The sequence below is a fragment of the Pseudomonas sp. GL93 genome, assembly GCF_003408955.1.
Taxonomy (GTDB): Bacteria; Pseudomonadota; Gammaproteobacteria; order Pseudomonadales; family Pseudomonadaceae; genus Aquipseudomonas; species Aquipseudomonas paracarnis.
Genome location: NZ_NKRF01000095.1, coordinates 36,373 through 61,504 on the forward strand (window position 1 = coordinate 36,373; position 25,132 = coordinate 61,504).

The following is a 25,132-nucleotide window of genomic DNA, read 5'->3' on the forward strand; positions in this document are numbered from 1 at the left end:
ATATGACCATGACGATCACTGTATTCAGCCTGGTGTCCATCGGCGCTCACCCTACTTCCGGGCGACCTCGCCGCGCCGAGCAGGACGCCCGTGCGGTCGAGTTGGGGCTGCAACTGGCTGGGGATAAGTTGCAAGTGCTGCACGCCGGCAACATCGCCGAACCGACCCTGCGCAGCTACCTGGGCATGGGCCTGCCGCAACTGCAGGTACTGGAACAACCGGCGGGCGCCGATGCGTTGCCGGTATTGAGCGACTATCTGCGCGATGCGGGAGCCCACGTAGTGCTCACGGGCAGCCAGGCGGAAACCGGTGAAGGCTCGGGTATGTTGCCGTTCCTGCTGGCCGAGCAGTTGGGCTGGCCGCTGATCGTCGGGTTGGCGCAGGTGGAGTCCATCGAGGGCGGCGTGGCCCATGTGCTGCAGGCATTGCCACGTGGCCAACGGCGGCGCTTGAAAGTGCGCCTGCCGTTTCTGGCGACGGTGGATAACGCCGCACCCAAACCTCGGCAAAGCGCGTACGGCCCGGCGCAACGCGGCGAATTGGCGGCCCATGAGGTCGAGGTTGAAGACGATGAGTTATTCACAGCCGCCGTACTGCAGCCAGCCAAGCCCAGGCCCAAGCGGCTCAAGGTGATCAAGGCCAAGAGTGGCGCCGACCGTATGAAAGCTGCCACGGCCAAGGCCAGTGGCGGCGGTGGGCAAGTGCTCAAGGGCGTGAGCGCCGAAGAGGGCGCGCAAGCGATTCTCAAGCTTCTTGTAGAAGAGGGCGTCGTACGCTGATCCCTGACCACCACCTAACCTTGTGGGAGCTGGCTTGCCTGCGATAGCGGTGGGTCAGCAACCCATTCATACGTCGACGTGCTGCCATCGCGGGCAAGCCCAGCCCCACATTTTTCTGCATTGCCATTGGCTTACCCACAATGTCTGTTGATCCGCCTGTGGATAACCTGTTCGCGGGTGTCCACAAGCCCGGCGTATCAAGCTCTGCAGCCCTCTGTACGAAAAATAACCAGTCTAACTCGCGGTTTTTGCTCGGGTTTTCACCGGGTCAAGGCCTCGACTTGCCCCCAAAGTCTGTTGGCGCTTTTGTGGATAAGATGTTCGCTATCCGCTACAGGCCTTATAAAACGTGGCTTTCACGGGGTTGGTTGATAATTGATCAATCCCTAAATTTTTGCCTTTTAAACTGCTGGATATCCCCGATTTATGAGGGTTTCAAGGGCTTTTCCACAGCCCGGACAAAGTTGCCCCCAAAGTCTGTTGGTGCCTCTGTGGATAAGGTGTTCGCTTACCGCTGCAAGCCACGCCAAACAAGGCTCTTGGAGGCTTGATCAATAAATGATCAGCTTGAGCTGAAACCCGGAAGTTTGAATAAGTCACGGATTTTCTTGATTTAATTTTCGTCCACGACACACTTGCCCACAATTGCTGTGGGTGGCTTTGTGGATAAGTTGTTGGGTAAAGGCTGGAGGGCAGGGCGCTAGCGGCTTGCGCGAGAACTGATCAAATAGTAAGCGGCGACTGCTTCACGTGTAGGAGCGAGCTTGCTCGCGAAAAACGTCAACGATAACGCGTGTTTCCTGAGTAAACGCGGTGCCTGTGAGTTTTTCGCGAGCAAGCTCGCTCCTACATTGTGATCTATGGGGGGCAGTTATTCGTGTGCGGCCACACCTTTGAGGTACGGCGCCGGAGCGGCGCCCAGGTTGCTCAGCATCCGCTCGCTGTACCAATCCACAAAATTCACCACGCCAAACTCATAGGTCTTGGAGTAAGGGCCAGGCTGGTAGGCGGTGGAGTTGATACCGCGCTGGTTTTCTTCGGCCAGGCGGCGGTCCTGGTCGTTGGTGGCGTCCCACACCTGGCGCATGCGTTCCACGTCGTAGTCCACGCCTTCCACAGCGTCCTTGTGCACGATCCACTTGGTGGTGACCATGGTTTCCTGGGCGCTGATGGGCCACACGGTGAACACAATGATGTGGTCGCCCATGCAGTGGTTCCAGGAGTGCGGCAGGTGCAGGATGCGCATCGAGCCCAGGTCTGGGTTCTTGATGCGGCCCATGAGCTTGGCACAGCCTTGTTTGCCATCCAGGGTCATCGACACGGTGCCCTTGAGCAGCGGCATGCGCACAATGCGGTTACGCAGGCCGAAGCTGGCGTGGGCGTAAGGGATTTTTTCGGCATCCCAAGCGGTGGCGCAGGCGCTCACGTGGTCCTTGAACGCCTGGTCGGCGCGCGGGTCGGTAACGTCGTCCCACTCCAGCAGGGTTTTCAGCAGTTCGGGGTGTGACGCGTTGCAGTGGTAGCACTCGCGGTTGTTTTCCAGCACCAACTTCCAGTTGGCTTTTTCGAACAAGGTGGTCTGAATCGCCACCTTGGTGTTCTCCATGTCGTAGGGCTCCATGTAATGGCTGAGCGTCGACAGGAAGTCATCGATGGCCGGTGGGTTTTCGGCCAGGCTGATAAAGATGTAGCCGCCAGCGGTCTTCACGTTCACCGGCTTGAGGCCGTACTGTTTCATGTCGAAATCGGCGCCCATCTCGGTGCCGGCGAACAGCAGGCGGCCGTCCAGCTCGTAGGTCCACTGGTGGTAGTGGCATACCAATTTAGCGACCTTGCCCTTGTCGCTGGTGCACAAGCGCGAGCCACGATGGCGGCAGACGTTGTGGAACGCATGCACCACGCCGTCGGCACCCCGGATCACGATGATCGGGTTCTTGCCCACTTGCAGGGTCAGGTAGTTGCCCTTGGTGGGGATTTCGCAGGTCATGCCGGCGATCAACCACTCTTTCTGGAAGATCTCCTGCATGTCTATATCGAACAGCCGCTCATCAGAGTAGAACGGCTGCGGCAGCGAAAAAGTACGCTCGCGCTCTTGCAGCATTTGCGCGGTGGCCTTGCGTGCGGGTTCCAGCGGATCGCCCAAGCTTAAGGTTGCGGTGACGTCCATCGTGTGTGTCCTCATGGCCATTCTGTGTGGCCGGCGAATAGTGGCTACGGTTGGTGCTGTGCAAGGCGTAAAGAACGCGTCTTTGTTGGGAGCGAGTGTGGGCCCGGCGTAACGTCGAACCTTATCCATGGGCGACATGGCCCAATCTGATCCCGACGCGCAAGCCCCTGTCTTTGGGGGCTGGTCGCCGTAAGTATGTGAATGTCGCAGATAGGTAAGTGGGTGGTTCTCGCGTTACGCAGAATCGCCACCATAAGGCCGACGTCGGCGGTGGAGAACAACATGTCCAATAATTTCCTGAATCCGGTAACCACCCAGACCTGGGCCAATGGTCGGCACATCGTCCGCTGCGTCAAAGTCATCCAGGAAACCTGGGACGTGCGCACCTTCTGTTTCATGGCCGATCAGCCGATTCTGTTCTTTTTCAAGCCGGGGCAATTCGTCACCCTGGAGCTGGAAATCGAAGGCCAGCCGATCATGCGCTCCTACACGATTTCCAGTTCACCGTCGGTGCCTTACAGCTTCTCGGTGACCATCAAGCGCGTACCGGGCGGTCGGGTTTCCAATTGGCTGCACGACACTTTGCACGAAGGCCAGGAGTTGGCGGTGCACGGGCCGGTCGGGCTGTTCAATGCCATCGATTTCCCGAGCCCGAAAGTGTTGTACCTCAGCGGCGGCGTTGGGATCACACCGGTGATGTCCATGGCGCGCTGGTTCTACGACACCAACGCCAACGTCGACATGACCTTTATCCACAGCGCCCGCTCGCCCAAGGACATCATCTATCACCGTGAGCTGGAGCACATGGCGTCGCGGATCGATAACTTCAGCCTGCACCTGATCTGCGAAAAACACGGCCTGGGTGAGCCATGGGCCGGGTATCGCGGCTACCTGAACCACAAGATGCTGGAGCTGATGGTGCCGGACTTCCTGGAGCGCGAGGTGTTCTGCTGCGGCCCTACGCCGTACATGAACGCGGTGAAGCGCCTGTTGGAAGTCGCCGGTTTCGACATGACGCGTTATCACGAAGAATCCTTTGGCGCGACACCGCCCGAAGCCCGTGCCGATGCGGTGGAGCAGGCCGAGCAAGCGGCGGATGCGCCGGAGATCGACCTGGCAGACCTGCATCAAGTGGAATTTATCGCGTCCGGCAAGAGCATTCGCGTGGCGCCGGGGGAAACGGTGCACGCCGCGGCCGCCAAGCTCGGCCTGCTGATCCCCAAAGCCTGCGGCATGGGCATCTGCGGTACGTGCAAGGTGATGAAGCTGGGTGGCGAGGTGGAGATGGAGCACAACGGCGGGATTACCGAAGAAGACGAGGCCGAAGGCTACATCCTGTCGTGCTGCAGTGTGCCGAAGGGTGATGTACGCATCGAGTTCTGATCCGCTCGTTCCCACGCTCTGCGTGGTAACGCCTTCCAGGACGCTCCGCGTCCGGTCGCAATTGAGGTGTGACGCGGAGCGTCACGGGCTGCATTCCCACGCGGAGCGCGGGAACGATCTTCCCGGCAGAAGGCACATGCTCGTTCCCACGCTCTGCGTGGTAACGCCTCCCAGGACGCTCCGCGTCCCGTCGCAATTGAGGGGTGACGCGGAGCGTCACGGGCTGCATTCCCACGCGGAGCGCGGGAACGATCTTCCCGGCAGAAGGCTACATGCTCGTTCCCACGCTCTGCGTGGTAACGCCTTCCAGGACGCTCCGCGTCCCGTCGCAATTGAGGGGTGACGCGGAGCGTCACGGGCTGCATTCCCACGCGGAGCGCGGGAACGATCTTCCCGGCAGAAGGCACATGCTCGTTCCCACGCTCTGCGTGGTAACGCCTCCCAGGACGCTCCGCGTCCCGTCGCAATTGAGGGGTGACGCGGAGCGTCACGGGCTGCATTCCCACGCGGAGCGCGGGAACGATCTTCCCGGCAGAAGGCACATGCTCGTTCCCACGCTCTGCGTGGTAACGCCTCTCCCAGGACGCTCCGCGTCCCGTCGCAATTGAGGGGTGACGCGGAGCGTCACGGGCTGCATTCCCACGCGGAGCGCGGGAACGATCTTCCCGGCAGAAGGCTGCATGCTCGTTCCCACGCTCTGCGTGGTAACGCCTTCCAGGACGCTCCGCGTCCCGTCGCAAATGAAGGGTGACGCGGATCTTCAGAGCCAAGGTTGGATGTCGATCAGGCCTGGCATACCTGCATAGTTGCGGGCGCTGGAGTAACGCCAGTGTTCAGCCAGGTCCACATAGCCTCGCTTTATGGGGTTGTGATGGATGTAATCAAGCTTCTGGCGCATGACTGCCTCGCTGTAAACCAATTCCGCATGTGAACCTTCCTGCCACAGTTGATAAACACGATCTGTCTTGTGTGCACGCTTGCAGAAACGCAGGCGCTGCAATACCCGCTCCGCGCCTTTGCTTTGCAGGTCGTCAATGATGGTGCGGGCGGTGAAGGATTTGAATTGGCTGACGCACTTTCCCAGATCGGGCGCTTGAGCAATAAAGTGCAAGTGATTTTCCAGGATGACGTAACCAAACAAGTTTAAAGCGTGGTTGCTTTGTTGATATCGCCAGCAATCCAGAAGATGGTCCACCAGGTAGTTGCGGGTGAAGAGGGGGAGCCATTCCATGACAGTGCAGGTGAGGAAGTGGGGTTTTTCGGGTTCGGTGATGACATAGCGGCTTCTGCCCACGTGTTCATCCTTGATTTCGGGTGGACGCGGAGCGTCCGAGGAGGCATTCCCACGCGGAGCGCAGGAACAATCATGATTCAGCGTCGCGTCGCAGGCCGGGAGTCTGCGACGCGAGCCTTAGGCGTTAACAGTTATTGGGCGTAGATATGGACAACGAAGTGCTGGCCTGAGTTTGTCAATTCGTAGGTTTTGTCGTAGATGGTCAACGTCCTTGATGGCTCCTGAATGGTGTCCCCGATCTTGGCGTGTTTCCTGAACTCATCCCAGTCAATGACCGTGGTGCTGGTGCTGCCGCCGCTTTGCAGCGTGTTGCCATTACTTTGATATTCCATGATAAAGCTCTCCATTGATGTGCCTTTGCCGCCGATTATTCGGCTGGCGGTGAAACCCGAAAAGTGGCAGATATCGCTGCGTTTTCCTTGCGGGTAACAAGAGGCTAGACAATAAAAATGAGCTGGATAGCTGTCAGAAATATCAAAAAACAGTCTGGGCAATCGGCCAGTGCCAACTGGCCGAATTCGTACGTTAGGCGTTCATTACTTCCCTAATGTCGGCAGCCAATTCCCTTACACGCTCTTCCTCGGTATCCCACGCACACATGAAGCGCGCACCGCCTTTGCCGATGAAGGTGTAGAAGCGCCAGCCCTTGGCGGTCAGCGCTGCAATTGCGGGTTCCGAGAGTTGCAGGAACACGCCGTTGGCCTGTACCGGGAACATCAATTCCACGCCGGGAATATCCGCCACCAAGCTGCTCAGCAATTGCGCACAGTGGTTGGCGTGGCGTGCATGTTTGAGCCAGGCGTCATTTTCCAGCAGGCCCACCCATGGGGCGGAGAGAAAGCGCATTTTCGACGCCAACTGACCGGCCTGTTTGCAGCGGTAGTCAAAGTCTTCAGCCAATTTGTGATTGAAGAACAGGATGGCTTCACCCACCGCCATGCCGTTTTTGGTACCACCAAAGCACAGCACGTCAACGCCGGCTTTCCAGGTCAGGTCGGCCGGTGAACAACCCAGGAATGCACAGGCGTTGGCGAAGCGTGCGCCGTCCATGTGCAGGTTCAGGCCCAATTCCTTGCAGGTGGCGCTGATAGCGCGGATCTCTTGCGGGGTGTACACGCTGCCGACTTCGGTGGCTTGGGTCAGGGTCACGACGCGCGGCTTGGGATAATGAATATCCTGGCGCTTGAGGGCGATTTCGCGGATCGACTCCGGGGTCAGCTTGCCGTTTTCGGTACGGGCAACCAGCAGTTTGGAGCCGTTGGAGAAAAACTCCGGCGCGCCGCATTCGTCGGTTTCGACGTGGGCGGTTTCCGAGCAAATCACGCTATGGTAGCTCTGGCACAGCGAGGACAGCGCCAGGGAGTTGGCGGCTGTACCGTTGAAGGCGAAGAACACCTCGCAGTCGGTCTCGAACAGGTTGCGGAAACCGTCGGCGGCGCGGTGGGTCCATTCATCATCGCCGTAGGCACGTTGATGGCCCTGGTTGGCTTGTTCCATGGCGGCCCAGGCTTCCGGGCAGATGCCGGAATAGTTGTCGCTGGCAAATTGTTGGCTCTTGTCGGTCATGGCCCGTTCCTGTGGTCGATGTTGGTGCGCACTTTACCCAAGATTGCCGGGCGCGCGCACGCACTGTAAATGCAAAGTCGTTGGGGAATTATGCACGGTACTCACACCTTGCCTGTCGGACCTGTCCGAGATGGCGCTTTGGATCTGCTCAAGTGGCTGGCGCTGTTGAGTATGGTGCTCGATCACCTGCGCTATGTGGGGCTGAGCCTGGATGAGCTATACGTGCCGGGGCGCCTGGCGTTTCCGTGGTTTTGCCTGGCGATTGCGGCTAATTTGCATCGCGTTCGCGACGCTCCAGTGACGGGCCATTGGCGCTACCTGGGTTGGTTGCTGCTGTTCAGCGTGATCAGCGAAGTGCCGTATCGGCTATTTATCGAGGACGCCGATACGTTGAATGTACTGCCGACCTTGGCCCTAGGTTTGCTGGTTGCCCGAGGATGGCAACAGAAGGCGCTTTTTGATCGAGTATTAGCGCTGATAGCACTCAGTATTGCGGCGGTGTGTGCGACACATTTGATGTTCGGTTTTTTCGGTGTGTTACTGCCCTTGGCGATGTTGCTGGTGTTCAGTCGCCCTTGGTATTTCAGTGTGCTTCCAGGCTTGGTTTGTGTTGCCGCCAATCAATGGCAGATTTTGCTGAATAGCGGCACGCCGGTGGCGCTGTTGGGGTTGGCAGCATGCCTGATTGCGCCATGGGTGGGTTTGGTCTTGTTGCGACATGCCAAAAATGTCTCGCCACCAGCGATGCGGCGTTGGGCCTATGCCTTATATCCACTGCATTTCTTGCTGCTGCTACTCATCCGCCAGATCATCGCCTAACCCCTGTGGGAGCTGGCTTGCCTGCGATGCACGCACCTCGGTCTGCCAGTTGCACCGCAGCGATGCCATCGCAGGCAAGCCAGCTCCCACACAAGCGTTTGCACATTCTTCAGCCCATGTCGTAAACGCACCTTTGCGTGGCGTGCGCAGGCATTTGGCCCGCACGCGCCAGCCCTACCATCGCATCAAAGGGCCCTGCGAGGGCCTCAACAATACGAAAGGCTGGGAGAGACGCGATGTTCAGCAAACAAGACCAGATCCAGGGATATGACGACGCACTGCTGGCGGCGATGAATGCCGAGGAGCAGCGCCAGGAAGATCATATCGAGCTGATCGCGTCGGAGAACTACACCAGCAAGCGCGTGATGGAAGCCCAAGGCAGCGGCCTCACCAACAAATACGCCGAAGGCTACCCGGGCAAGCGCTACTACGGTGGCTGCGAGCATGTGGACAAGGTCGAAGCCCTGGCCATCGAACGCGCCAAGCAGCTGTTCGGCGCCGATTACGCCAACGTGCAACCGCACTCCGGTTCCTCGGCCAACAGCGCGGTGTACCTGGCGCTGATCAATGCCGGCGACACCATCCTGGGCATGAGCCTGGCCCACGGCGGTCACCTGACCCACGGCGCCAAAGTGTCGTCGTCTGGCAAGCTGTACAACGCGGTGCAATACGGCATCAACACCGACACCGGCCTGATCGACTACGACGAAGTCGAGCGCCTGGCGGTCGAGCACAAGCCGAAGATGGTTGTGGCGGGTTTCTCGGCCTACTCCAAGACCCTGGATTTCCCACGCTTCCGTCAGATTGCCGACAAGGTTGGCGCGCTGCTGTTCGTCGACATGGCCCACGTCGCCGGCCTGGTTGCCGCTGGCCTGTACCCGAACCCGCTGCCTTACGCTGATGTTGTCACTACCACCACCCACAAAACCCTGCGCGGTCCACGGGGCGGCCTGATCCTGGCCAAGGCCAACGAAGAAATCGAAAAGAAACTCAACGCTGCGGTATTCCCCGGCGCCCAGGGCGGCCCGCTGATGCACGTGATCGCCGGCAAGGCCGTGTGCTTCAAGGAAGCGCTGGAGCCCGGCTTCACGGCTTACCAGCAGCAAGTGATCGATAACGCCCAGGCCATGGCCGAAGTGTTCATCAAGCGTGGCTACGATGTGGTCTCCGGCGGCACCGACAACCACCTGTTCCTGGTCAGCCTGATCCGCCAGGGCCTCACCGGCAAAGAGGCGGACGCCGCCCTGGGTCGCGCCCACATCACCGTCAACAAGAACGCGGTGCCGAATGACCCGCAGTCGCCGTTCGTAACCTCGGGCCTGCGCATCGGTACCCCGGCGGTGACCACCCGTGGCTTCAAAGTGCCGCAGTGCGTCGAGCTAGCCGGTTGGATCTGCGACATCCTCGACAACCTCGGCGACGCCGATGTCGAGGCTAACGTGGCCAAGCACGTGTCTGCCCTGTGCGCTGATTTCCCGGTTTATCGCTGAGCGCGGTTTTGGAGTAATGACTATGCAACGCTACTCAGGCTTCGGCCTCTTCAAGCACTCCCTCAGCCATCACGAAAACTGGCAGAAGATGTGGCGCACGCCGACCCCTAAAAAGGTCTACGACGTGGTCATCGTCGGCGGCGGCGGGCATGGTCTGGCGACCGCCTACTACCTGGCCAAGGAACACGGCATCACCAACGTGGCGGTGGTCGAGAAAGGCTGGCTGGGCGGCGGGAACACCGCGCGCAACACCACCATCGTGCGTTCCAACTACCTGTGGGACGAGTCGGCTCACCTGTACGAACATGCAATGAAACTCTGGGAAGGTTTGTCCCAGGACCTGAACTACAACGTGATGTTCTCCCAGCGGGGCGTGTACAACCTGTGCCACACCCTGCAGGACATCCGTGATTCCGAGCGCCGCGTGAGCGCCAACCGCCTCAACGGCGTGGACGGCGAATTGCTTAACGCCCAACAGGTAGCTGACGAGATTCCATACCTGGACTGCTCGAAAAACACCCGCTACCCGGTGCTGGGCGCCACCGTGCAACGTCGCGGCGGCGTGGCCCGTCACGATGCCGTGGCCTGGGGCTTTGCCCGTGCTGCCGATGCCTTGGGCGTGGACCTGATCCAGCAGACCGAAGTGATCGGGTTCCGCAAGGAAAACGGCGTGTGCATCGGTGTGGAAACCAACAAAGGCTTTATCGGCGCCAAGCGCGTCGGTGTGGTCACTGCCGGTAACTCCGGGCACATGGCTTCGCTTGCGGGCTTCCGCCTGCCGATCGAATCCCACCCGCTGCAAGCCCTGGTGTCGGAGCCGATCAAGCCGATTATCGACAGCGTGATCATGTCCAACGCCGTGCACGGTTACATCAGCCAGTCCGACAAGGGCGACCTGGTGATCGGCGCCGGTATCGACGGCTACAACGGCTACGGCCAGCGCGGCTCGTACCCGGTGATCGAACACACCATCCAGGCCATCGTCGAGATGTTCCCGGTGTTGTCGCGGGTGCGCATGAACCGCCAGTGGGGCGGCATCGTCGACACCACGCCGGATGCCTGCCCGATCATCTCCAAGACGCCGGTACCGAACATGTTCTTCAACTGCGGTTGGGGTACGGGCGGCTTCAAGGCCACCCCAGGCTCAGGCAACGTGTTTGCCGCCAGCCTGGCCAAGGGTGAAATGCACCCACTGGCCGCACCTTTTTCCATCGACCGTTTCCACAACGGTGCGCTGATCGACGAACACGGCGCTGCGGCCGTCGCCCACTAACAGGAGAAATTCCCTATGTTGCATATCTTCTGTCCTCACTGTGGCGAACTGCGCTCCGAAGAGGAATTCCACGCGTCCGGCCAAGCGCACATCCCGCGCCCGCTGGACCCGAATGCCTGCACCGACGAGCAGTGGGGCGACTACATGTTCTTTCGCGATAACCCGCGCGGCCTGCACCACGAACTGTGGATCCACGCCGCCGGTTGCCGCCAGTATTTCAACGCCACCCGCGACACTGTGACCTACGAAATTCTTGAAACCTACAAGATCGGTGAGAAGCCTCAGTTCACCGCCAAGGCCTCTGGAGAGAAGGTATGAGCCAGATCAATCGCCTGTCCAACGGTGGCCGCATCGACCGTAATAAAGTCCTGACGTTTACGTTCAACGGTCAGAGCTACAAAGGCTTTGAAGGCGACACCCTGGCCGCAGCCCTGCTGGCCAACGGCGTCGACATCATTGGTCGCAGCTTCAAGTACTCGCGCCCTCGGGGCATCTTTGCCGCGGGCGCCGAAGAGCCGAACGCGGTGCTGCAGATCGGCGCCACCGAAGCCACACAAATCCCCAACGTGCGCGCCACCCAACAGGCGCTGTACCAAGGCTTGGTTGCTACCAGCACCAACGGCTGGCCGAGCGTGAACAACGACATGATGGGTATTCTCGGCAAGGTCGGCGGCAAGCTGATGCCGCCGGGTTTCTACTACAAAACCTTCATGTACCCGCAATCGTTCTGGATGACCTACGAGAAATACATCCGCAAGGCGGCGGGCCTTGGCCGTTCCCCTACCGAGAACGACCCGGACACCTACGATAACTTCAACCGTCATTGCGACGTGTTGGTCGTGGGCGCAGGTCCTGCCGGCCTCGCCGCGGCATTGGCCGCTGCGCGCAGCGGTGCCCGTGTGATCATCGCCGACGAGCAGGAAGAGTTCGGTGGGTCGCTGCTCGATTCCCGTGAAAGCCTCGATGGCAAGCCGGCCACTGAATGGGTTGCCAGCGTCATTACCGAATTGAAAGCTCTGCCGGACGTGGTGCTGCTGCCCCGCGCCACCGTCAACGGTTACCACGACCATAACTTCCTGACCATTCACGAGCGTCTCACCGACCATCTCGGTGACCGGGCGCCGATTGGCGTGGTGCGTCAGCGTATCCACCGTGTACGTGCCAAGCGCGTGGTGCTGGCCACCGGTGCGTGCGAGCGTCCGCTGGTGTACGGCAACAACGATGTGCCGGGCAATATGCTCGCGGGTGCGGTGTCTACCTATGTGCGTCGTTACGGGGTGGCACCGGGTAAGAAGCTGCTGCTGTCGACCAACAACGATCATGCTTACCGCGTTGCGCTGGATTGGTTCGATGCGGGCCTCACCGTCGTCGCGGTGGCTGATGCGCGTCACAACCCACGCGGTGCACTGGTTGAAGAAGCCCGCGCCAAAGGTATTCGCATCCTCACCGGCAGCGCCGTGATCGAAGCCCGTGGCAGTAAGCACGTGACCGGCGCCCGCGTGGCAGCCATCGATGTCAAGGCGCATAAAGTGACCAGCCCCGGCGAGTGGCTGGACTGCGACCTGGTCGCCAGCTCCGGCGGTTACAGCCCGGTGGTGCATTTGGCCTCGCACCTGGGCGGCAAGCCGACCTGGCGTGAAGATATCCTCGGCTTCGTACCGGGCGAAGCGCCGCAAAAACGCGTGTGCGTGGGTGGCATCAACGGTGTCTACGGCCTTGGCGATTCCCTCGCCGATGGCTTTGAAGGCGGCGTGCGTGCGGCCAGCGAAGCCGGTTTTGCCCCGGTTGAAGGCACGCTGCCAAAAGCCTTGAGCCGTCTTGAGGAACCAACCCTGGCGCTGTTCCAGGTACCCCACGAAAAAGCCACCGCACGGGCGCCAAAGCAATTTGTCGACCTGCAAAACGACGTGACCGCCGCCGCCATCGAACTGGCCACTCGCGAAGGTTTCGAGTCGGTGGAACACGTCAAGCGCTACACCGCGTTGGGCTTCGGCACCGACCAAGGCAAGCTGGGTAACGTCAACGGCCTGGCCATCGCGGCCCGTTCGTTGAACGTGACTATCCCGCAGATGGGCACCACCATGTTCCGTCCCAACTACACGCCGGTCACCTTCGGTGCGGTCGCGGGCCGTCACTGTGGGCATATCTTCGAGCCGGTACGCTATACCGCGCTGCAAGCCTGGCACGTGAAGAACGGCGCCGAGTTTGAAGACGTCGGCCAGTGGAAACGCCCTTGGTATTTCCCGCGCAACGGTGAAGACCTGCATGCCGCGGTCAAACGCGAATGCCTGGCCGTGCGTGACAGCGTCGGCCTGCTGGACGCGTCCACCCTCGGCAAGATCGACATTCAGGGCCCGGATGCGCGCGAGTTCCTCAACCGCATCTACACCAACGCCTGGACCAAGCTCGACGTGGGCAAGGCGCGCTACGGCCTGATGTGCAAGGAAGACGGCATGGTCTTCGACGACGGCGTGACGGCCTGTCTGGCCGATAACCACTTCCTGATGACTACCACCACGGGCGGCGCCGCCCGCGTGTTGCAGTGGCTGGAAATCTACCAGCAGACCGAATGGCCGGACCTCAAGGTGTATTTCACCTCGGTTACCGACCATTGGGCGACCATGACCCTGTCGGGCCCCAACAGCCGCAAGCTGCTCAGTGAAGTCACCGACATCGACCTGGACAAGGACGGCTTCCCGTTCATGACCTGGAAGGAAGGCCTGGTGGGCGGTGTTCCGGCGCGGGTGTTCCGTATCTCGTTTACCGGTGAGCTGTCATATGAAGTCAACGTGCAGGCCGACTACGCCATGGGCGTACTGGAAAAGATCGTCGAGGCCGGCAAAAAGTACAACCTGACCCCGTACGGCACCGAGACCATGCACGTCCTGCGCGCCGAGAAGGGCTTCATCATCGTCGGGCAAGACACCGACGGCTCGATGACCCCGGACGACCTGAACATGGGCTGGTGCGTTGGCCGTACCAAACCGTTCTCGTGGATCGGCTGGCGCGGGATGAACCGTGAAGACTGCGTGCGTGAAGAGCGCAAGCAGTTGGTGGGGCTCAAGCCGATCGATCCGAATGTGTGGTTGCCGGAAGGCGCGCAACTGGTGTTCGATCCGAAGCAGACGATCCCGATGAAGATGGTGGGTCACGTTACCTCAAGTTATGCGCATAACTCCCTGGGCTATTCGTTTGCCATGGGTGTAGTGAAGGGCGGCTTGAAGCGCATCGGTGAGCGGGTGTTCTCGCCCCAAGCGGATGGCAGCGTGATCGAGGCAGAGATTGTTTCATCGGTGTTCTTTGACCCTAAAGGCGATCGGCAGAACATCTGATCGACCGAGTCGCGGCCATCGCAGGCAAGCCAGCTCCCACATTTGAAGGCATTCGCACTTCAAAAAGGTGGGAGGGGGCTTGCTCCCGATGAGGCCAGAACAGTCACCACAGAATTCAGACAGGTGCTTTATGACAGCTGCCAATGTTTACCAACAACGCCCCACCACCGGCGCCAAGGCCGAGTCGTCGCTGCACCATGCCGACCTCGCCAGCCTGGTCGGCAAGGGCCGCAAGAATGCCGGCGTGACCGTGCGTGAAAAGAAACTCCTCGGCCACCTGACTATCCGTGGCGATGGCCACGACGCCGCGTTCGCCGCTGGCGTACACAAGGCCGTCGGCATTGAACTGCCCGGCCCGCTGAGTGTGGTCTTCAAAGGTGAAACCAGCCTTCAGTGGCTCGGCCCGGATGAGTGGCTGTTGATCGTGCCGAGCGGTGAAGAGTTTGCCGCCGAACAAAATCTGCGCGCTGCCCTGGGCGACCTGCATATCCAGATCGTCAACGTCAGCGGCGGCCAGCAGATTCTTGAACTGAGCGGCCCGAATGTGCGCGATGTGCTGATGAAGTCCACCAGCTACGACGTACACCCCAACAACTTCCCGGTGGGCAAGGCCGTGGGCACGGTGTTCGCCAAGTCGCAACTGGTGATCCGTCATACCAGCGACGACACCTGGGAATTGCTGATCCGTCGCAGCTTCTCGGATTACTGGTGGTTGTGGTTGCAGGATGCCTCGGCTGAATTCGGCCTGAGCGTTGTCGCATGATGATCATTCCCACGCTCCGCGTGGGAATGCACACCGGGACGCTCCGCGTCCCAAAAGCGGACGCAGAGCGTCCATGGCGGCATTCCCACGCAAAGCGTGGGAACGATCAGCCTGAGGAGTGACCCATGAGCCGCGCACCCGATACATGGATTTTGACCGCCGACTGCCCCAGCGTGCTCGGCACGGTGGACGCGGTCACCCGCTACCTGTTCGAGCAGGGCTGCTACGTCACCGAGCACCATTCGTTCGATGACCGCCTCTCGGGCCGGTTTTTCATTCGTGTGGAATTCCGCCAGCCCGACGGTTTCGACGAGCAAGCCTTTCGCGCAGGCCTGGCGACTCGTGGCGAAGCGTTTGGCATGATCTTCGAACTGACGGCGCCGAACTACCGGCCCAAAGTGGTGATCATGGTCTCCAAGGCCGATCACTGCCTCAACGACCTGCTGTACCGCCAGCGCATCGGCCAATTGTCGATGGATGTGGTCGCGGTGGTGTCCAACCACCCTGATCTGAAACCGTTGGCCGACTGGCACCAGATTCCCTACTACCATTTCCCCCTGGACCCCAACGACAAACCGTCCCAGGAGCGTCAGGTGTGGCAGGTGATTGAAGACACCGGCGCCGAATTGGTGATCCTTGCGCGCTACATGCAAGTGCTGTCACCAGAGCTGTGCCGCAAGCTGGACGGCAAGGCTATCAACATTCACCACTCGTTGCTGCCGGGCTTCAAGGGCGCCAAGCCGTATCACCAGGCGTACAACAAGGGCGTGAAACTGGTGGGGGCCACGGCGCATTACATCAACAACGATCTGGATGAAGGGCCGATCATCGCCCAAGGCGTGGAGGTGGTGGATCACAGCCATTATCCCGAGGACTTGATTGCCAAGGGGCGGGATATCGAAGGGCTGACACTGGCGCGGGCCGTGGGGTATCACATTGAGCGGCGGGTGTTCTTGAACGCCAATCGCACTGTCGTTCTTTAGATCGCTATCGCAGGCAAGCCAGCTCCCACACGCTTGAATGTGTGAACCCGATCCACTGTGGGAGCTGGCTTGCCAGCGATGAGGCCCTTACAAGCAACACAGAAACAGCATCTGTACCCGAGCACTTAACGCGCTGCCCATCCAAGCGGCAACGCAGTTCCATAAAAACAACAGCGAGGTGAAAGCATGTCTGGTAATCGTGGTGTCGTGTATCTCGGCAACGGCAAGGTCGAAGTACAGAAAATCGACTATCCCAAAATGCAGGACCCCCGTGGCAGGAAGATTGAGCACGGCGTCATCCTGCGCGTGGTCTCCACCAACATCTGCGGCTCCGACCAACACATGGTGCGTGGCCGCACTACTGCCCAGACCGGCCTGGTGCTCGGTCACGAGATCACCGGCGAGGTGATCGAGAAAGGCAGCGACGTCGAGAACCTGAAAATCGGCGACCTGGTTTCCGTGCCGTTCAACGTCGCGTGCGGCCGCTGCCGCTCGTGCAAGGAGCAACACACCGGCGTGTGCCTGACCGTCAACCCGGCCCGTGCCGGTGGCGCCTATGGCTACGTGGACATGGGCGACTGGACCGGCGGCCAGGCCGAGTACGTGCTGGTGCCGTACGCCGACTTCAACCTGCTCAAACTGCCGGATCGCGACAAGGCCATGGAGAAGATCCGTGACCTGACCTGCCTCTCCGACATCCTGCCCACCGGCTACCACGGCGCCGTCACTGCCGGCGTCGGCCCGGGCAGCACCGTATACATCGCCGGTGCCGGCCCAGTCGGCCTTGCCGCTGCTGCCTCGGCACGGCTGTTGGGTGCAGCCGTTGTAATCATTGGCGACGTCAATTCCATCCGCCTGGCCCACGCCAAGGCCCAGGGTTTTGAAATCGTCGACCTGTCCACCGATACGCCGCTGCACGAACAGATCGCCGCACTGCTGGGCGAGCCCGAAGTGGATTGCGCCGTCGACTGCGTAGGCTTTGAAGCACGCGGCCATGGCCATGACGGCGTCAAGGCCGAAGCCCCGGCCACCGTGCTCAACTCACTGATGGGCGTGGTGCGTGTGGCAGGCAAGATCGGTATCCCTGGCCTCTACGTCACCGAAGATCCGGGTGCTGTCGATGCCGCCGCGAAAATGGGCAGCCTGAGCATTCGCTTCGGCCTCGGCTGGGCCAAATCCCACAGCTTCCACACCGGGCAAACACCCGTGATGAAGTACAACCGCCAACTGATGCAGGCGATCATGTGGGACCGTATCAACATCGCCGAAATCGTCGGCGTGCAGGTGATCAGCCTGGATGATGCGCCACGCGGGTATGGCGAGTTCGATGCGGGTGTGCCGAAGAAGTTTGTGATTGATCCGCATAGTTTATTTAGTGCAGCTTGAGTTCAAGATAAAAGGGCGGCCAATGGCCGCCCTACTGTACTATTTGAAACTAAGACTTTCATGGTGAGGGAATGCTTGTTTAGCGTCTATGAACTCACCACGCAAGGGCCATGTTTTGAGGTGTGGTGAGCATGGAGCGTTTATTTGAACGAGCAACTTATATGCGTGCAGTACTTATTGATCGTGCCGGCTGTATTAGTAGTGGTTTCGTTTTCCCAAGTGCCAGCATCCGGTGCAGGTAGCTGATCGACGCGTTTAACCAGTCGGATTCGAGCATCCTCTCCCGCGCCCACATAGTCACATCTGATATATGCGACAGTTGTGCCCGGTTTTTCTGTTTCCTTGGGATCCTCCGATCCCGGAGTACTTGAAATTACCCGTTGCGCCAGTGTGACCCTGTCAAAATGTAGTCCTGCGTTCAGGTAAGACTTTTCTGCGTCGGGTGCGCCGGGCTGATTGGTGCCTTTCCAGTTACCAAACTGGTACGTGTAAGCTCCGTTTATCACGGAATCCTTGACTTGACTGAGATCTGGACAGCTTTCCGCCGACGCGTAAGTGGTTCCAAATATCGCGGCCAGCGATAAAAAACCTGTCAGACAGAAGAGGCTAAAAGAAGGCTGTTTTTTGCGCGTTGAAGGTTTCATCCTTGTTTACTCCAGTGTTGAAAGAGACTCCATCATCAATATTTAATTTGATGTGCTCTACTGTCAACACTGACAGTTTTTTAGATTCAATTTTAATAATTGTTATAATTAGATTGAATAAGCAAACAAGATGTCTGACCGCGTGACCGGCGATTTACAGGTGATGTGGGAGCGGGCCAGCCCGCTTCCATAGTTTGAATCGAGTTTTGCAGCCGGGGTTCAGCGTGTGGCCAATGCGCCCTGGTACACAGTCGGACCTGTCGGCTGTTTGCTGACCGAACCACCCTTGGTCTCCGAACTCACCATCAACTCTACCGGCTTGCTGATGGTTTCCTGCTGGCGCGGATTCAGGCCAATGATCCCTTTGCCATCCTCCGGAAGCAGGCCAAGGGAGACCGGTGCGCCGTCTTTGGGAATTGCCCAGAGTTCAAGGCTTTGGTCCGGTGCTGGCGCCGTGGCGGCAATCGGTTCTACTTCCAGGTAATCCTTGTGGGCCATGATTTGTGCGGCCGGCTGCTGGGTCGTGGTCACCAATGTCGCCGCGGATTTGACGCTGTCCTGGGTGTAGAGCGCGCCGCCGATACCGGCAACCACCACCACGCAGGCGCCGATGAACAGGCGAGGGCGGCTCCAGAAAGCAGGCTTGTGCTCAATCACTGGGGGTTGGATCGCAGTCATAAGTCTCTTCTCGACAAATTTTGTAGTCAGTTCATGGACCCGCTTATCCTCGATGGGTTCCTGAGGGGCTTTGGAACAACCGACGGGATACCCAGTCCAACGCCTGCTTTACCCCTATATCCAGAGGTTGTTTCGATGAAGATTTCACGCGGTTTTGCCCTGTCCTGCCTGTTGACCGTGGCCGCCGGCCCGGTATTCGCCGCAGGTTTCAGCCTTGGCGATGCAGCCAACGCCATTTCCGGCATGCAGGGTGGCAATAACAAGGCCGCTGCCGCCGCGCCCACGTCGCAGACGGCCGACCTGCTGACGGCCTTGACCTCGCAACTGAACATCACCCCCGAGCAAGCGGTGGGCGGCACGGGCGCCATGCTGGGCCTGGCCAAGAACAAATTGAGCGGCAATGACTTCTCGCAGCTGAGTAACAGTGTGCCGGGCCTCGACAAGCTGTCGGGTAATAACGCATTGGGCAGCCTCGGTGCCTTGAGCGGGATGCTCGGCCAAACCGGCGGCAGCAAGACCAGCGGCCTGGACGGCCTGCTGGGCAACGTGAAAAGCACCAACGACCTGAACACCGCCTTCAGCGCCTTGGGCATGGACAGCGGCATGGTCGGCCAGTTTGCCCCGGTGATCCTGAAATACCTCGGCGGCGAGGGCGCCAGCAGCTCGGTACTGGGCAAATTGGCTCAGGCTTGGGGCACCGGCAGCTAAGGCTCCTCGCGCAGTTGTTCGATGCGCGCATCCTTTTCCATCCAGAGCTGGTTGACCCAGTTCTGGACGGTCTGGCGAAACGCCGGGTCGTTCTCGTAATCCCCTTGCCACAACGCCGGGTCCAGCTCGCGGGTACGGATATCCACGATCACCTTCGGCACCGCGCCGCTGATCAGATCCCAGAACCCCGGAATCTTTTGTTGCGGGTAGACCACGGTCACGTCGAGTACCGCGTCCAGCTGTTCACCCATTGCTGCCAGCACAAACGCCACACCGCCTGCCTTGGGCTTGAGTAGTCGAGTAAAGGGTGAACGCTGCTGCGCGCGCTTGGCCTCGCTGAAGCGCGTGCCTTCCAGGTAATTGACCACCGTCACCGGCTGGCGCTTGAACAGCTCGCAGGCCTCTTTGGTGATTTTCAGATCCTGTCCTGCCAGTTCCGGGTGCTTGGCCAGGAATGCCTTGGTGTAGCGCTTCATGAACGGGTAATCCAGCGCCCACCAGGCCAGGCCGAGGAAGGGCACCCAGATCAGCTCTTTTTTCAGGAAGAATTTGAAGAACGGCGTGCGCCGGTTCAGCGCCTGGATCAGCGCTGGGATATCCACCCAGGATTGATGGTTGCTGATGACGAGGTAGCAGGTATCACTACGCAGGTCCTCACCGCCGCGAATATCCCATTGGGTTGGAATGCACAGCGAGAAAATCAGCTTGTCGATCTCGGCCCAGGTCTCGGCGATCCACATTACCGCCCAGGACGCATAGTCACGCGAGCGGCCTGGCGCCACCAGTTTGAGCAGGGCGAAGACCATCAAGGGGCCGATCAGGATCAGCGTGTTGAGCAACAGCAGCAGTGTAACCAGACAGCCGGTGAGCAGGCGGCGCATAAGCAACTCTTGGAATTTTGTGGGCGGGCCATCATAAGCAAGGTGAGTCTAGAGGCCAAATCGCAAAATGCCGCACGAATGTTTCACACTGTGCGCGATATGCTCGGTCATCCAACTAAGTGCCGTGTTTGCGGTCTAGACTCCGCCCACTTCTTTCGAGGAAATCCTGTCGTGAAATTACTCCTTGCTGCGTTCGCTCTGGTTGCCGTCCCTGTCATGGCGGCCGAGCCCACGCTCTACGGTCGCTACGAATACATCCAGTTGCCGGAGATCGGCCAGACCTTCAAGGCCAAGATGGACACCGGCGCACTGACCGCCTCGCTGTCGGCGCGCGACATCGAAACCTTTCAGCGCGACGGCGATGACTGGGTGCGCTTCCGCCTCGGCGGTGAGGACGCGGGTAACAAGGTCTATGAGCACAAGGTGTCGCGCATCAGCAAGATCAAGAGCCGCGCCGATGAGGACGACGACAAGGACGACGCCAGCGTGGCCAAGCGCCCGGTAATCGATCTGGAGATGTGTCTGGGCGACGTCAAGCGCACCGTCGAGGTCAACCTCACCGACCGCAGCAGCTTCAACTACCCGCTGCTGATCGGCGCCAAGGCCCTGCGTGAATTTGGCGCTGCGGTAAACCCGGCACGTCGCTACACTGCCGACAAACCGGACTGCTGATTGAACCCATGCCGCACATCCTGATTGTCGAAGACGAAGCGGCGATAGCCGACACGCTGATCTTTGCCCTGCAAGGCGAGGGCTTCACCACCACCTGGCTGACCCTCGGCCAGGCGGCGCTGGACTATCAGCGCCAGACACCGGCCGACCTGATCATCCTCGACATCGGCCTGCCGGACATCACCGGCTTTGAAACCTGCAAGCAAGTGCGCCGCTTCAGTGAAGTGCCGGTGATGTTCCTCAGCGCACGGGATGCGGAGATCGACCGGGTGGTGGGGCTGGAGATCGGTGCCGACGATTATGTGGTCAAGCCTTTCAGTCCGCGGGAAGTGGCGGCGCGGGTCAGGGCGATTCTCAAGCGGGTTGGCCCAGGTGTGGCGCCGACGCTGTTCCAGGTAGACCTGGAGCGCATGCAGATTCTCTATCGCGGCCAACCCTTGAGCCTCACGCGTCATGAGTTCCGCCTGCTGCAAAGTCTGCTGGAACAACCTGAGCGCGTGTTCAGTCGCGAACAACTGCTGGACGCGGTGGGCGTGCCCGCCGATGCCGGTTATGAGCGCAATATCGACAGCCATATCAAGAGTGTGCGCAGCAAACTCGGGAGCGTGGCGGCGGATGCCGAGCCGATCCAGACCCATCGTGGCCTCGGCTATAGCTACAGCCCGAGCCACAGCTGATGCGCCTGGGGCTGCGGATTTTCCTGGTGTATGCGCTGTTTATCGGCCTGACCGGCTACTTCGTGCTCAACACCGTGATGAAGGAAATCCGCCCCGGCGTGCGCCAGTCCACCGAAGAAACATTGGTGGACACCGCCAACCTGTTGGCTGAAATCCTGCGTGCAGACGTTAAAAACGGCACCCTCGGCCAGAGTCATTGGCCCGAGCTGCTCAAGGCCTATGGCAACCGTCAGCCGGGTGCGGTGATCTGGGGCCTGCCGAAAAATCAGGTCAACCATCGCATTTACGTAACCGACGCCACGGGCAGGGTATTGCTCGATTCCAGCGGTGAAGCAGTCGGCCAGGACTATTCGAAATGGAACGACGTGTACCTGACTCTGCGTGGCGAATACGGTGCGCGCTCCACCCGCAGCGACGCGGACGATCCCAGCTCATCGGTGATGCATGTGGGGGCGCCGATTCGTGATAACGGCCAGATCATCGGCGTGGTCACGGTGGCCAAGCCCAACAGCTCCTTGCAACCCTACGTGGATCGCACTGAGCGGCGCCTGCTATGGTACGGCGCCGGGCTGGTCACCCTGGGGCTGCTGCTGGGCGCGCTATTGTCGTGGTGGCTGACGGCGGCGCTCAGACCTCTTACCGCCTATGCCGAAGCCGTGAGCGAGGGCCGCCGCGCCGAGTTGCCGCATTATCGCGGCGGCGAGCTCAAGCAGTTATCCACCGCCGTGGAACACATGCGCACGCAGCTGGAAGGCAAGGCTTACGTAGAGCGCTACGTGCATACGCTGACCCATGAATTGAAAAGCCCGTTGGCGGCGATTCGCGGGGCGGCGGAGTTGTTGCAGGGCGATATGAGCCACGAGCAGCAGCAGCGTTTCGTCGGTAATATCGACAGCGAAAGCGCGCGCCTGCAACAGTTGATCGAACGCCTGTTGAACCTGGCCCAGGTGGAGCAGCGCCAGGGTCTGGAAGAGCAGTCGAGCATTCCTTTGGCAGCCCTGGTTGAGGATGTGCTGAAGGCTCAATGTGCACGGGTCGAAGGCGCCGGCTTGCACGTCGAGCAGGCCATCGCCGCTGATGTGCGGGTGTTTGGCGAACCCTTCCTGCTGCGCCAGGCCCTGGGCAACCTGCTGGACAATGCTCTGGATTTCACCCCGCCCGGCGGCACGCTGAGGTTTAGCGCGCAGGTGCGGCATAACGCGGTCCAGGTCAGTCTGTTCAACCAGGCGGAGGCGATTCCCGATTACGCCTTGCCGCGCCTGAGCGAGCGCTTCTACTCGCTGCCGCGCCCAGCCAGCGGGCGCAAAAGTACGGGCCTGGGGCTCAACTTTGTCGAAGAAGTGATGAAGCTGCACGGCGGTACCCTGCAGATCGGCAACGTACCGGGCGGCGTGCAAGCGGTGCTGCATCTCCACACAGTCTCCACATTGCCCACATAAATCCCTCATACCGGCTGGGCAGACTCTCCCCATCAAAACAGGGAGAGACCCATGAACCGCAACCTGCTTTTCAAATTGGGCGCGATTGCGCTGCTGATCCTGCTGTTGCTCATTCCGTTGCTGATGATCAACGGCATCATCAGCGACCGTCAGCAATTGCGCGACGGCGTGTTGATGGACATTGCCCGCAGTTCAAGCTTTGCCCAGCGCCTCACCGGGCCGGTGATGGTGGTGCCGTATCGCAAGACCGTGCGTGAGTGGAAGCTCAATGAAAAGCTCAACAAACGCTACGAAGAAACCCGTGAAGAACGCGGCCGTTTGTATTTCCTGCCGGACCGTTTTGAGCTCGACGGCAAAGTGCAAACCGAACTGCGCTCGCGGGGCATCTACCAGGCGCGGCTGTTCCATGCCGACAACCGTATCAGCGGGCGTTTCGAGTTGCCTGCGCAGTTGGGGATCACCGAAGACTTTGCCGATTACCGCTTTGAGCCGGCGTTTCTGGCGGTGGGCATCAGCGATATTCGCGGCATTGAAAACGCACTGAAGCTGGAACTGGGTGACCAGCGGCTGGAGTTCTCGCCAGGCTCCCAAGTCGACTGGCTGGGTGAGGGCGTGCATGTGACGTTGCCTGGGCAGGACAGCAAGAAACCCGCCGTGGTGGAGTTCGCCTTCGACCTGCGCCTGCAAGGCACCGAGCAACTGCAAGTGGTGCCCGTGGGCAAGACCAGCCAGGTGTCACTGGCGTCCAACTGGCCGCACCCGAGCTTTATCGGCAACTTCCTGCCGACTCAACGTGAAGTCACCGACCTGGGTTTCAGCGCCAATTGGCAGACGACATTCTTCTCCACCAACCTCGAACAAGCCCTGCAGAACTGCCTGGACGGGCAAGGCTGTGAAAACTTCAGCAACCGCAGCTTTGGTGTGAACTTCATCGACCCGGTAGACCAGTACCTCAAGAGCGACCGGGCGATTAAGTACGCGCTGCTGTTTATCGCCCTGACCTTTGCCGGCTTCTTCCTCTTCGAGGTGCTCAAGAGTCTGGCGGTGCACCCGATCCAGTACGCCTTGGTGGGCGTCGCGCTGGCGTTCTTCTACCTGCTGTTGCTGTCGTTGTCCGAGCATCTGGGCTTTGCCCTGGCCTACCTGATATCCGCCAGCGCCTGTGTGGTGTTGATCGGCTTCTACGTATGCCATGTGCTGCGCAGCGTCGCCCACGGCCTGGGGTTTTCGGCCGGGCTGGCGGCGTTGTATGGCTTGTTGTACGGGTTGCTCAGTGCCGAGGATTACGCGCTGTTGATGGGCTCGCTGCTGCTGTTTGGCCTGTTGGGCACAGTGATGGTGCTGACACGCAAGCTGGATTGGTACGGGGTGGGTAAACGCAAGGTGGAGCAAGGGCAATGATCGGACTGCGCGAAGATCAGCGGATGAAAGCGAGGATGGTCAACTTCCTCAATCACACCGCCTCTCACTGTAGGAGCGAGCTTGCTCGCGAAGAACGCAAGGACACCGCTTTTAACCAGACGACCCCCGTTATCGTTGACGATTTTCGCGAGCAAGCTCGCTCCTACAGAGGCGGCTGAGTCTGCTGCATCGAAGGCCGCTGGCTGACCTCGGCGTACCAGGCGGCAAGCTTGGGAGTGTCCGAGCGCCACTGCATATCCGGGTGGCGAAAGTCGATATAGCCCAGTGCACAGGCCACGCTGATAGCGGCGATGTCGAAGTGGCTGGCCAATTCGGCAATGGCGTCCCGCTCCAGCTCGGCGAGGGCGCGGCGGATCTTGTTGCGCTGTTCATCCAGCCAGGGAGCCCAGTGTTTTTCTGGCGGGCGCATGGCGGTCTCGTAACGTACCAGCACGGCGGCATCCATGATGCCGTCAGCCATCGAGGCCAGGGTCAGGCGCCGCCAGCGGGCCGAGCCGTCGCGGGGAATCAGCGGGTTGCCAACATGCTGGTGGTCGAAGTAATCGAGAATCACCCGGCTGTCGTGCAATACCGAACCGTCGGCCAGGCGCAGGGCCGGGATCTTGCCCGTGGGGTTGCCTTGCAGCACCTCGGCGTCCGGGGTGATGGGGGTGGGCATGCAAGCGTGCAGGGCCACCCGGTCCTGTTGGCCGGTCTCGATCAGCAGCACGCGGACTTTGCGCACGAACGGTGACGCGGGGTTGTGGAACAAGGTCATGCTGGGCGCGGACATGGGC

The 25,132-nt window shown here is 60.2% G+C and carries 24 protein-coding genes; 16 read left to right on the plus strand and 8 right to left on the minus strand.

All coding sequences use genetic code 11. The features are described from left to right. Nucleotides 1-8 precede the first annotated feature (8 nt). On the plus strand, nt 9-779 hold the full coding sequence (locus CER19_RS21695) for an electron transfer flavoprotein subunit beta (RefSeq protein ID WP_116667992.1): 771 nt from the start codon (nt 9-11) through the stop codon (nt 777-779). An 871-nt stretch (nt 780-1,650) separates the two neighbouring features. Here CER19_RS21695 and gbcA read toward each other — a convergent pair. Further along, nucleotides 1,651-2,946, minus strand: coding sequence for a glycine-betaine demethylase subunit GbcA (gene gbcA / locus CER19_RS21700; protein WP_116667923.1), 1,296 nt, complete (start codon nt 2,944-2,946; stop codon nt 1,651-1,653). Between the two features lie 282 nt (nt 2,947-3,228). Between gbcA and gbcB the strand changes: the two genes are divergently transcribed. Continuing rightward, nucleotides 3,229-4,329, plus strand: a complete 1,101-nt coding sequence (gbcB, locus tag CER19_RS21710; protein WP_014720237.1) for a glycine-betaine demethylase subunit GbcB — start codon at nt 3,229-3,231, stop codon at nt 4,327-4,329. A gap of 760 nt (nt 4,330-5,089) precedes the next feature. Here gbcB and CER19_RS21725 read toward each other — a convergent pair. The 3 genes from CER19_RS21725 to CER19_RS21735 form a co-directional block, all read right to left on the minus strand. Then, complete coding sequence (locus CER19_RS21725; protein ID WP_003194866.1) at nt 5,090-5,623, minus strand: hypothetical protein; 534 nt, start codon at nt 5,621-5,623, stop codon at nt 5,090-5,092. Nucleotides 5,624-5,754: 131 nt separating this feature from the next. Next, a complete protein-coding gene (locus tag CER19_RS21730) occupies nt 5,755-5,955 on the minus strand; it encodes a hypothetical protein (protein WP_116667993.1) in 201 nt (66 codons plus the stop codon). Nucleotides 5,956-6,148: 193 nt separating this feature from the next. Next, a complete protein-coding gene (locus CER19_RS21735) occupies nt 6,149-7,189 on the minus strand; it encodes a low specificity L-threonine aldolase (protein ID WP_073525870.1) in 1,041 nt (346 codons plus the stop codon). A gap of 90 nt (nt 7,190-7,279) precedes the next feature. On the opposite strand from CER19_RS21735, the gene CER19_RS21740 reads away from it, so the two are divergent. From CER19_RS21740 to fdhA, 8 genes are all read left to right on the plus strand, one after another. Beyond that, nucleotides 7,280-8,008, plus strand: coding sequence for a TraX family protein (locus CER19_RS21740; protein ID WP_116667926.1), 729 nt, complete (start codon nt 7,280-7,282; stop codon nt 8,006-8,008). A gap of 236 nt (nt 8,009-8,244) precedes the next feature. Further along, complete coding sequence (gene glyA, locus CER19_RS21750; RefSeq protein ID WP_116667928.1) at nt 8,245-9,498, plus strand: serine hydroxymethyltransferase; 1,254 nt, start codon at nt 8,245-8,247, stop codon at nt 9,496-9,498. A 22-nt stretch (nt 9,499-9,520) separates the two neighbouring features. Then, a complete protein-coding gene (locus tag CER19_RS21755) occupies nt 9,521-10,771 on the plus strand; it encodes a sarcosine oxidase subunit beta (RefSeq protein ID WP_003176546.1) in 1,251 nt (416 codons plus the stop codon). 15 nt (nt 10,772-10,786) lie between these two features. After that, on the plus strand, nt 10,787-11,089 hold the full coding sequence (locus CER19_RS21760) for a sarcosine oxidase subunit delta (RefSeq protein ID WP_003194855.1): 303 nt from the start codon (nt 10,787-10,789) through the stop codon (nt 11,087-11,089). Next, complete coding sequence (locus CER19_RS21765) at nt 11,086-14,103, plus strand: sarcosine oxidase subunit alpha (protein WP_116667929.1); 3,018 nt, start codon at nt 11,086-11,088, stop codon at nt 14,101-14,103. The genes CER19_RS21760 and CER19_RS21765 overlap by 4 nt, the downstream gene beginning before the upstream one ends. A 130-nt stretch (nt 14,104-14,233) precedes the next feature. Continuing rightward, nucleotides 14,234-14,866 (plus strand): sarcosine oxidase subunit gamma, encoded by a 633-nt coding sequence (locus CER19_RS21770; RefSeq protein ID WP_056782910.1) that lies wholly within the window; start codon nt 14,234-14,236, stop codon nt 14,864-14,866. Nucleotides 14,867-14,991: 125 nt separating this feature from the next. Beyond that, complete coding sequence (gene purU, locus CER19_RS21775; RefSeq protein ID WP_014720231.1) at nt 14,992-15,849, plus strand: formyltetrahydrofolate deformylase; 858 nt, start codon at nt 14,992-14,994, stop codon at nt 15,847-15,849. A gap of 186 nt (nt 15,850-16,035) precedes the next feature. Beyond that, nucleotides 16,036-17,235: a formaldehyde dehydrogenase, glutathione-independent gene (gene fdhA / locus CER19_RS21780; RefSeq protein WP_116667930.1), complete on the plus strand. Its 1,200-nt coding sequence runs from the start codon at nt 16,036-16,038 to the stop codon at nt 17,233-17,235. 140 nt (nt 17,236-17,375) lie between these two features. Here the strand turns inward: fdhA and CER19_RS28650 are convergent, their stop codons facing one another. Together CER19_RS28650 and CER19_RS21785 are read right to left on the minus strand one after the other, a co-directional pair. Next, nucleotides 17,376-17,879, minus strand: a complete 504-nt coding sequence (locus CER19_RS28650) for a hypothetical protein (RefSeq protein ID WP_133298357.1) — start codon at nt 17,877-17,879, stop codon at nt 17,376-17,378. 219 nt (nt 17,880-18,098) lie between these two features. Beyond that, nucleotides 18,099-18,557, minus strand: coding sequence for an anti-sigma factor domain-containing protein (locus CER19_RS21785; protein WP_116667931.1), 459 nt, complete (start codon nt 18,555-18,557; stop codon nt 18,099-18,101). A gap of 135 nt (nt 18,558-18,692) precedes the next feature. On the opposite strand from CER19_RS21785, the gene CER19_RS21790 reads away from it, so the two are divergent. Continuing rightward, complete coding sequence (locus CER19_RS21790) at nt 18,693-19,265, plus strand: DUF2780 domain-containing protein (protein WP_003194844.1); 573 nt, start codon at nt 18,693-18,695, stop codon at nt 19,263-19,265. On the opposite strand, the gene CER19_RS21795 is transcribed toward CER19_RS21790, so the two are convergent. After that, nucleotides 19,262-20,146 carry an acyltransferase gene (locus tag CER19_RS21795; protein ID WP_116667932.1) on the minus strand — a complete coding sequence of 295 codons (885 nt, stop codon included), beginning with the start codon at nt 20,144-20,146 and terminating at the stop codon, nt 19,262-19,264. The two genes, CER19_RS21790 and CER19_RS21795, sit on opposite strands and share 4 nt — an antisense overlap. Before the next feature lie 171 nt (nt 20,147-20,317). Between CER19_RS21795 and CER19_RS21800 the strand changes: the two genes are divergently transcribed. From CER19_RS21800 to CER19_RS29310, 5 genes are read left to right on the plus strand one after another with little or no spacing between them, the layout of a single operon-like run. Beyond that, the gene (locus CER19_RS21800) at nt 20,318-20,818 is read left to right on the plus strand and encodes an ATP-dependent zinc protease (RefSeq protein WP_116667933.1); all 501 of its coding nucleotides are present in this window, start codon (nt 20,318-20,320) and stop codon (nt 20,816-20,818) included. An 8-nt stretch (nt 20,819-20,826) separates the two neighbouring features. Continuing rightward, nucleotides 20,827-21,495, plus strand: coding sequence for a two-component system response regulator CreB (gene creB / locus CER19_RS21805; protein ID WP_116667934.1), 669 nt, complete (start codon nt 20,827-20,829; stop codon nt 21,493-21,495). Then, nucleotides 21,495-22,934 (plus strand): two-component system sensor histidine kinase CreC, encoded by a 1,440-nt coding sequence (gene creC, locus CER19_RS21810; RefSeq protein ID WP_116667935.1) that lies wholly within the window; start codon nt 21,495-21,497, stop codon nt 22,932-22,934. The genes creB and creC overlap by 1 nt, the downstream gene beginning before the upstream one ends. 51 nt (nt 22,935-22,985) lie before the next feature. Continuing rightward, nucleotides 22,986-24,335 carry a cell envelope integrity protein CreD gene (creD, locus tag CER19_RS21815; RefSeq protein WP_116667936.1) on the plus strand — a complete coding sequence of 450 codons (1,350 nt, stop codon included), beginning with the start codon at nt 22,986-22,988 and terminating at the stop codon, nt 24,333-24,335. Beyond that, nucleotides 24,332-24,514, plus strand: a complete 183-nt coding sequence (locus tag CER19_RS29310) for a hypothetical protein (protein ID WP_133298358.1) — start codon at nt 24,332-24,334, stop codon at nt 24,512-24,514. Before creD ends, CER19_RS29310 begins: the two co-directional genes overlap by 4 nt. Here the strand turns inward: CER19_RS29310 and CER19_RS21820 are convergent. Beyond that, the gene (locus CER19_RS21820) at nt 24,499-25,128 is read right to left on the minus strand and encodes a glutathione S-transferase family protein (RefSeq protein ID WP_116667937.1); all 630 of its coding nucleotides are present in this window, start codon (nt 25,126-25,128) and stop codon (nt 24,499-24,501) included. The genes CER19_RS29310 and CER19_RS21820 overlap by 16 nt on opposite strands. Between the last annotated feature and the right edge of the window lie 4 nt (nt 25,129-25,132).

Excerpts from the sequence above, each read along its gene's own strand:
- CER19_RS21695 (WP_116667992.1), top strand. The coding sequence starts at position 9 with ATGACGATCACTGTATTCAGCCTGGTGTCCATCGGCGCTCACCCTACT.
- gbcA (WP_116667923.1), bottom strand. The coding sequence starts at position 2,946 with ATGGACGTCACCGCAACCTTAAGCTTGGGCGATCCGCTGGAACCCGCA.
- gbcB (WP_014720237.1), top strand. The coding sequence starts at position 3,229 with ATGTCCAATAATTTCCTGAATCCGGTAACCACCCAGACCTGGGCCAAT.
- CER19_RS21730 (WP_116667993.1), bottom strand. The coding sequence starts at position 5,955 with ATGGAATATCAAAGTAATGGCAACACGCTGCAAAGCGGCGGCAGCACC.
- CER19_RS21735 (WP_073525870.1), bottom strand. The coding sequence starts at position 7,189 with ATGACCGACAAGAGCCAACAATTTGCCAGCGACAACTATTCCGGCATC.
- CER19_RS21740 (WP_116667926.1), top strand. The coding sequence starts at position 7,280 with ATGCACGGTACTCACACCTTGCCTGTCGGACCTGTCCGAGATGGCGCT.
- glyA (WP_116667928.1), top strand. The coding sequence starts at position 8,245 with ATGTTCAGCAAACAAGACCAGATCCAGGGATATGACGACGCACTGCTG.
- CER19_RS21755 (WP_003176546.1), top strand. The coding sequence starts at position 9,521 with ATGCAACGCTACTCAGGCTTCGGCCTCTTCAAGCACTCCCTCAGCCAT.
- CER19_RS21760 (WP_003194855.1), top strand. The coding sequence starts at position 10,787 with ATGTTGCATATCTTCTGTCCTCACTGTGGCGAACTGCGCTCCGAAGAG.
- CER19_RS21765 (WP_116667929.1), top strand. The coding sequence starts at position 11,086 with ATGAGCCAGATCAATCGCCTGTCCAACGGTGGCCGCATCGACCGTAAT.
- CER19_RS21770 (WP_056782910.1), top strand. The coding sequence starts at position 14,234 with ATGACAGCTGCCAATGTTTACCAACAACGCCCCACCACCGGCGCCAAG.
- purU (WP_014720231.1), top strand. The coding sequence starts at position 14,992 with ATGAGCCGCGCACCCGATACATGGATTTTGACCGCCGACTGCCCCAGC.
- fdhA (WP_116667930.1), top strand. The coding sequence starts at position 16,036 with ATGTCTGGTAATCGTGGTGTCGTGTATCTCGGCAACGGCAAGGTCGAA.
- CER19_RS28650 (WP_133298357.1), bottom strand. The coding sequence starts at position 17,879 with ATGAAACCTTCAACGCGCAAAAAACAGCCTTCTTTTAGCCTCTTCTGT.
- CER19_RS21785 (WP_116667931.1), bottom strand. The coding sequence starts at position 18,557 with ATGACTGCGATCCAACCCCCAGTGATTGAGCACAAGCCTGCTTTCTGG.
- CER19_RS21790 (WP_003194844.1), top strand. The coding sequence starts at position 18,693 with ATGAAGATTTCACGCGGTTTTGCCCTGTCCTGCCTGTTGACCGTGGCC.
- CER19_RS21795 (WP_116667932.1), bottom strand. The coding sequence starts at position 20,146 with ATGCGCCGCCTGCTCACCGGCTGTCTGGTTACACTGCTGCTGTTGCTC.
- creB (WP_116667934.1), top strand. The coding sequence starts at position 20,827 with ATGCCGCACATCCTGATTGTCGAAGACGAAGCGGCGATAGCCGACACG.
- creC (WP_116667935.1), top strand. The coding sequence starts at position 21,495 with ATGCGCCTGGGGCTGCGGATTTTCCTGGTGTATGCGCTGTTTATCGGC.
- creD (WP_116667936.1), top strand. The coding sequence starts at position 22,986 with ATGAACCGCAACCTGCTTTTCAAATTGGGCGCGATTGCGCTGCTGATC.
- CER19_RS29310 (WP_133298358.1), top strand. The coding sequence starts at position 24,332 with ATGATCGGACTGCGCGAAGATCAGCGGATGAAAGCGAGGATGGTCAAC.
- CER19_RS21820 (WP_116667937.1), bottom strand. The coding sequence starts at position 25,128 with ATGTCCGCGCCCAGCATGACCTTGTTCCACAACCCCGCGTCACCGTTC.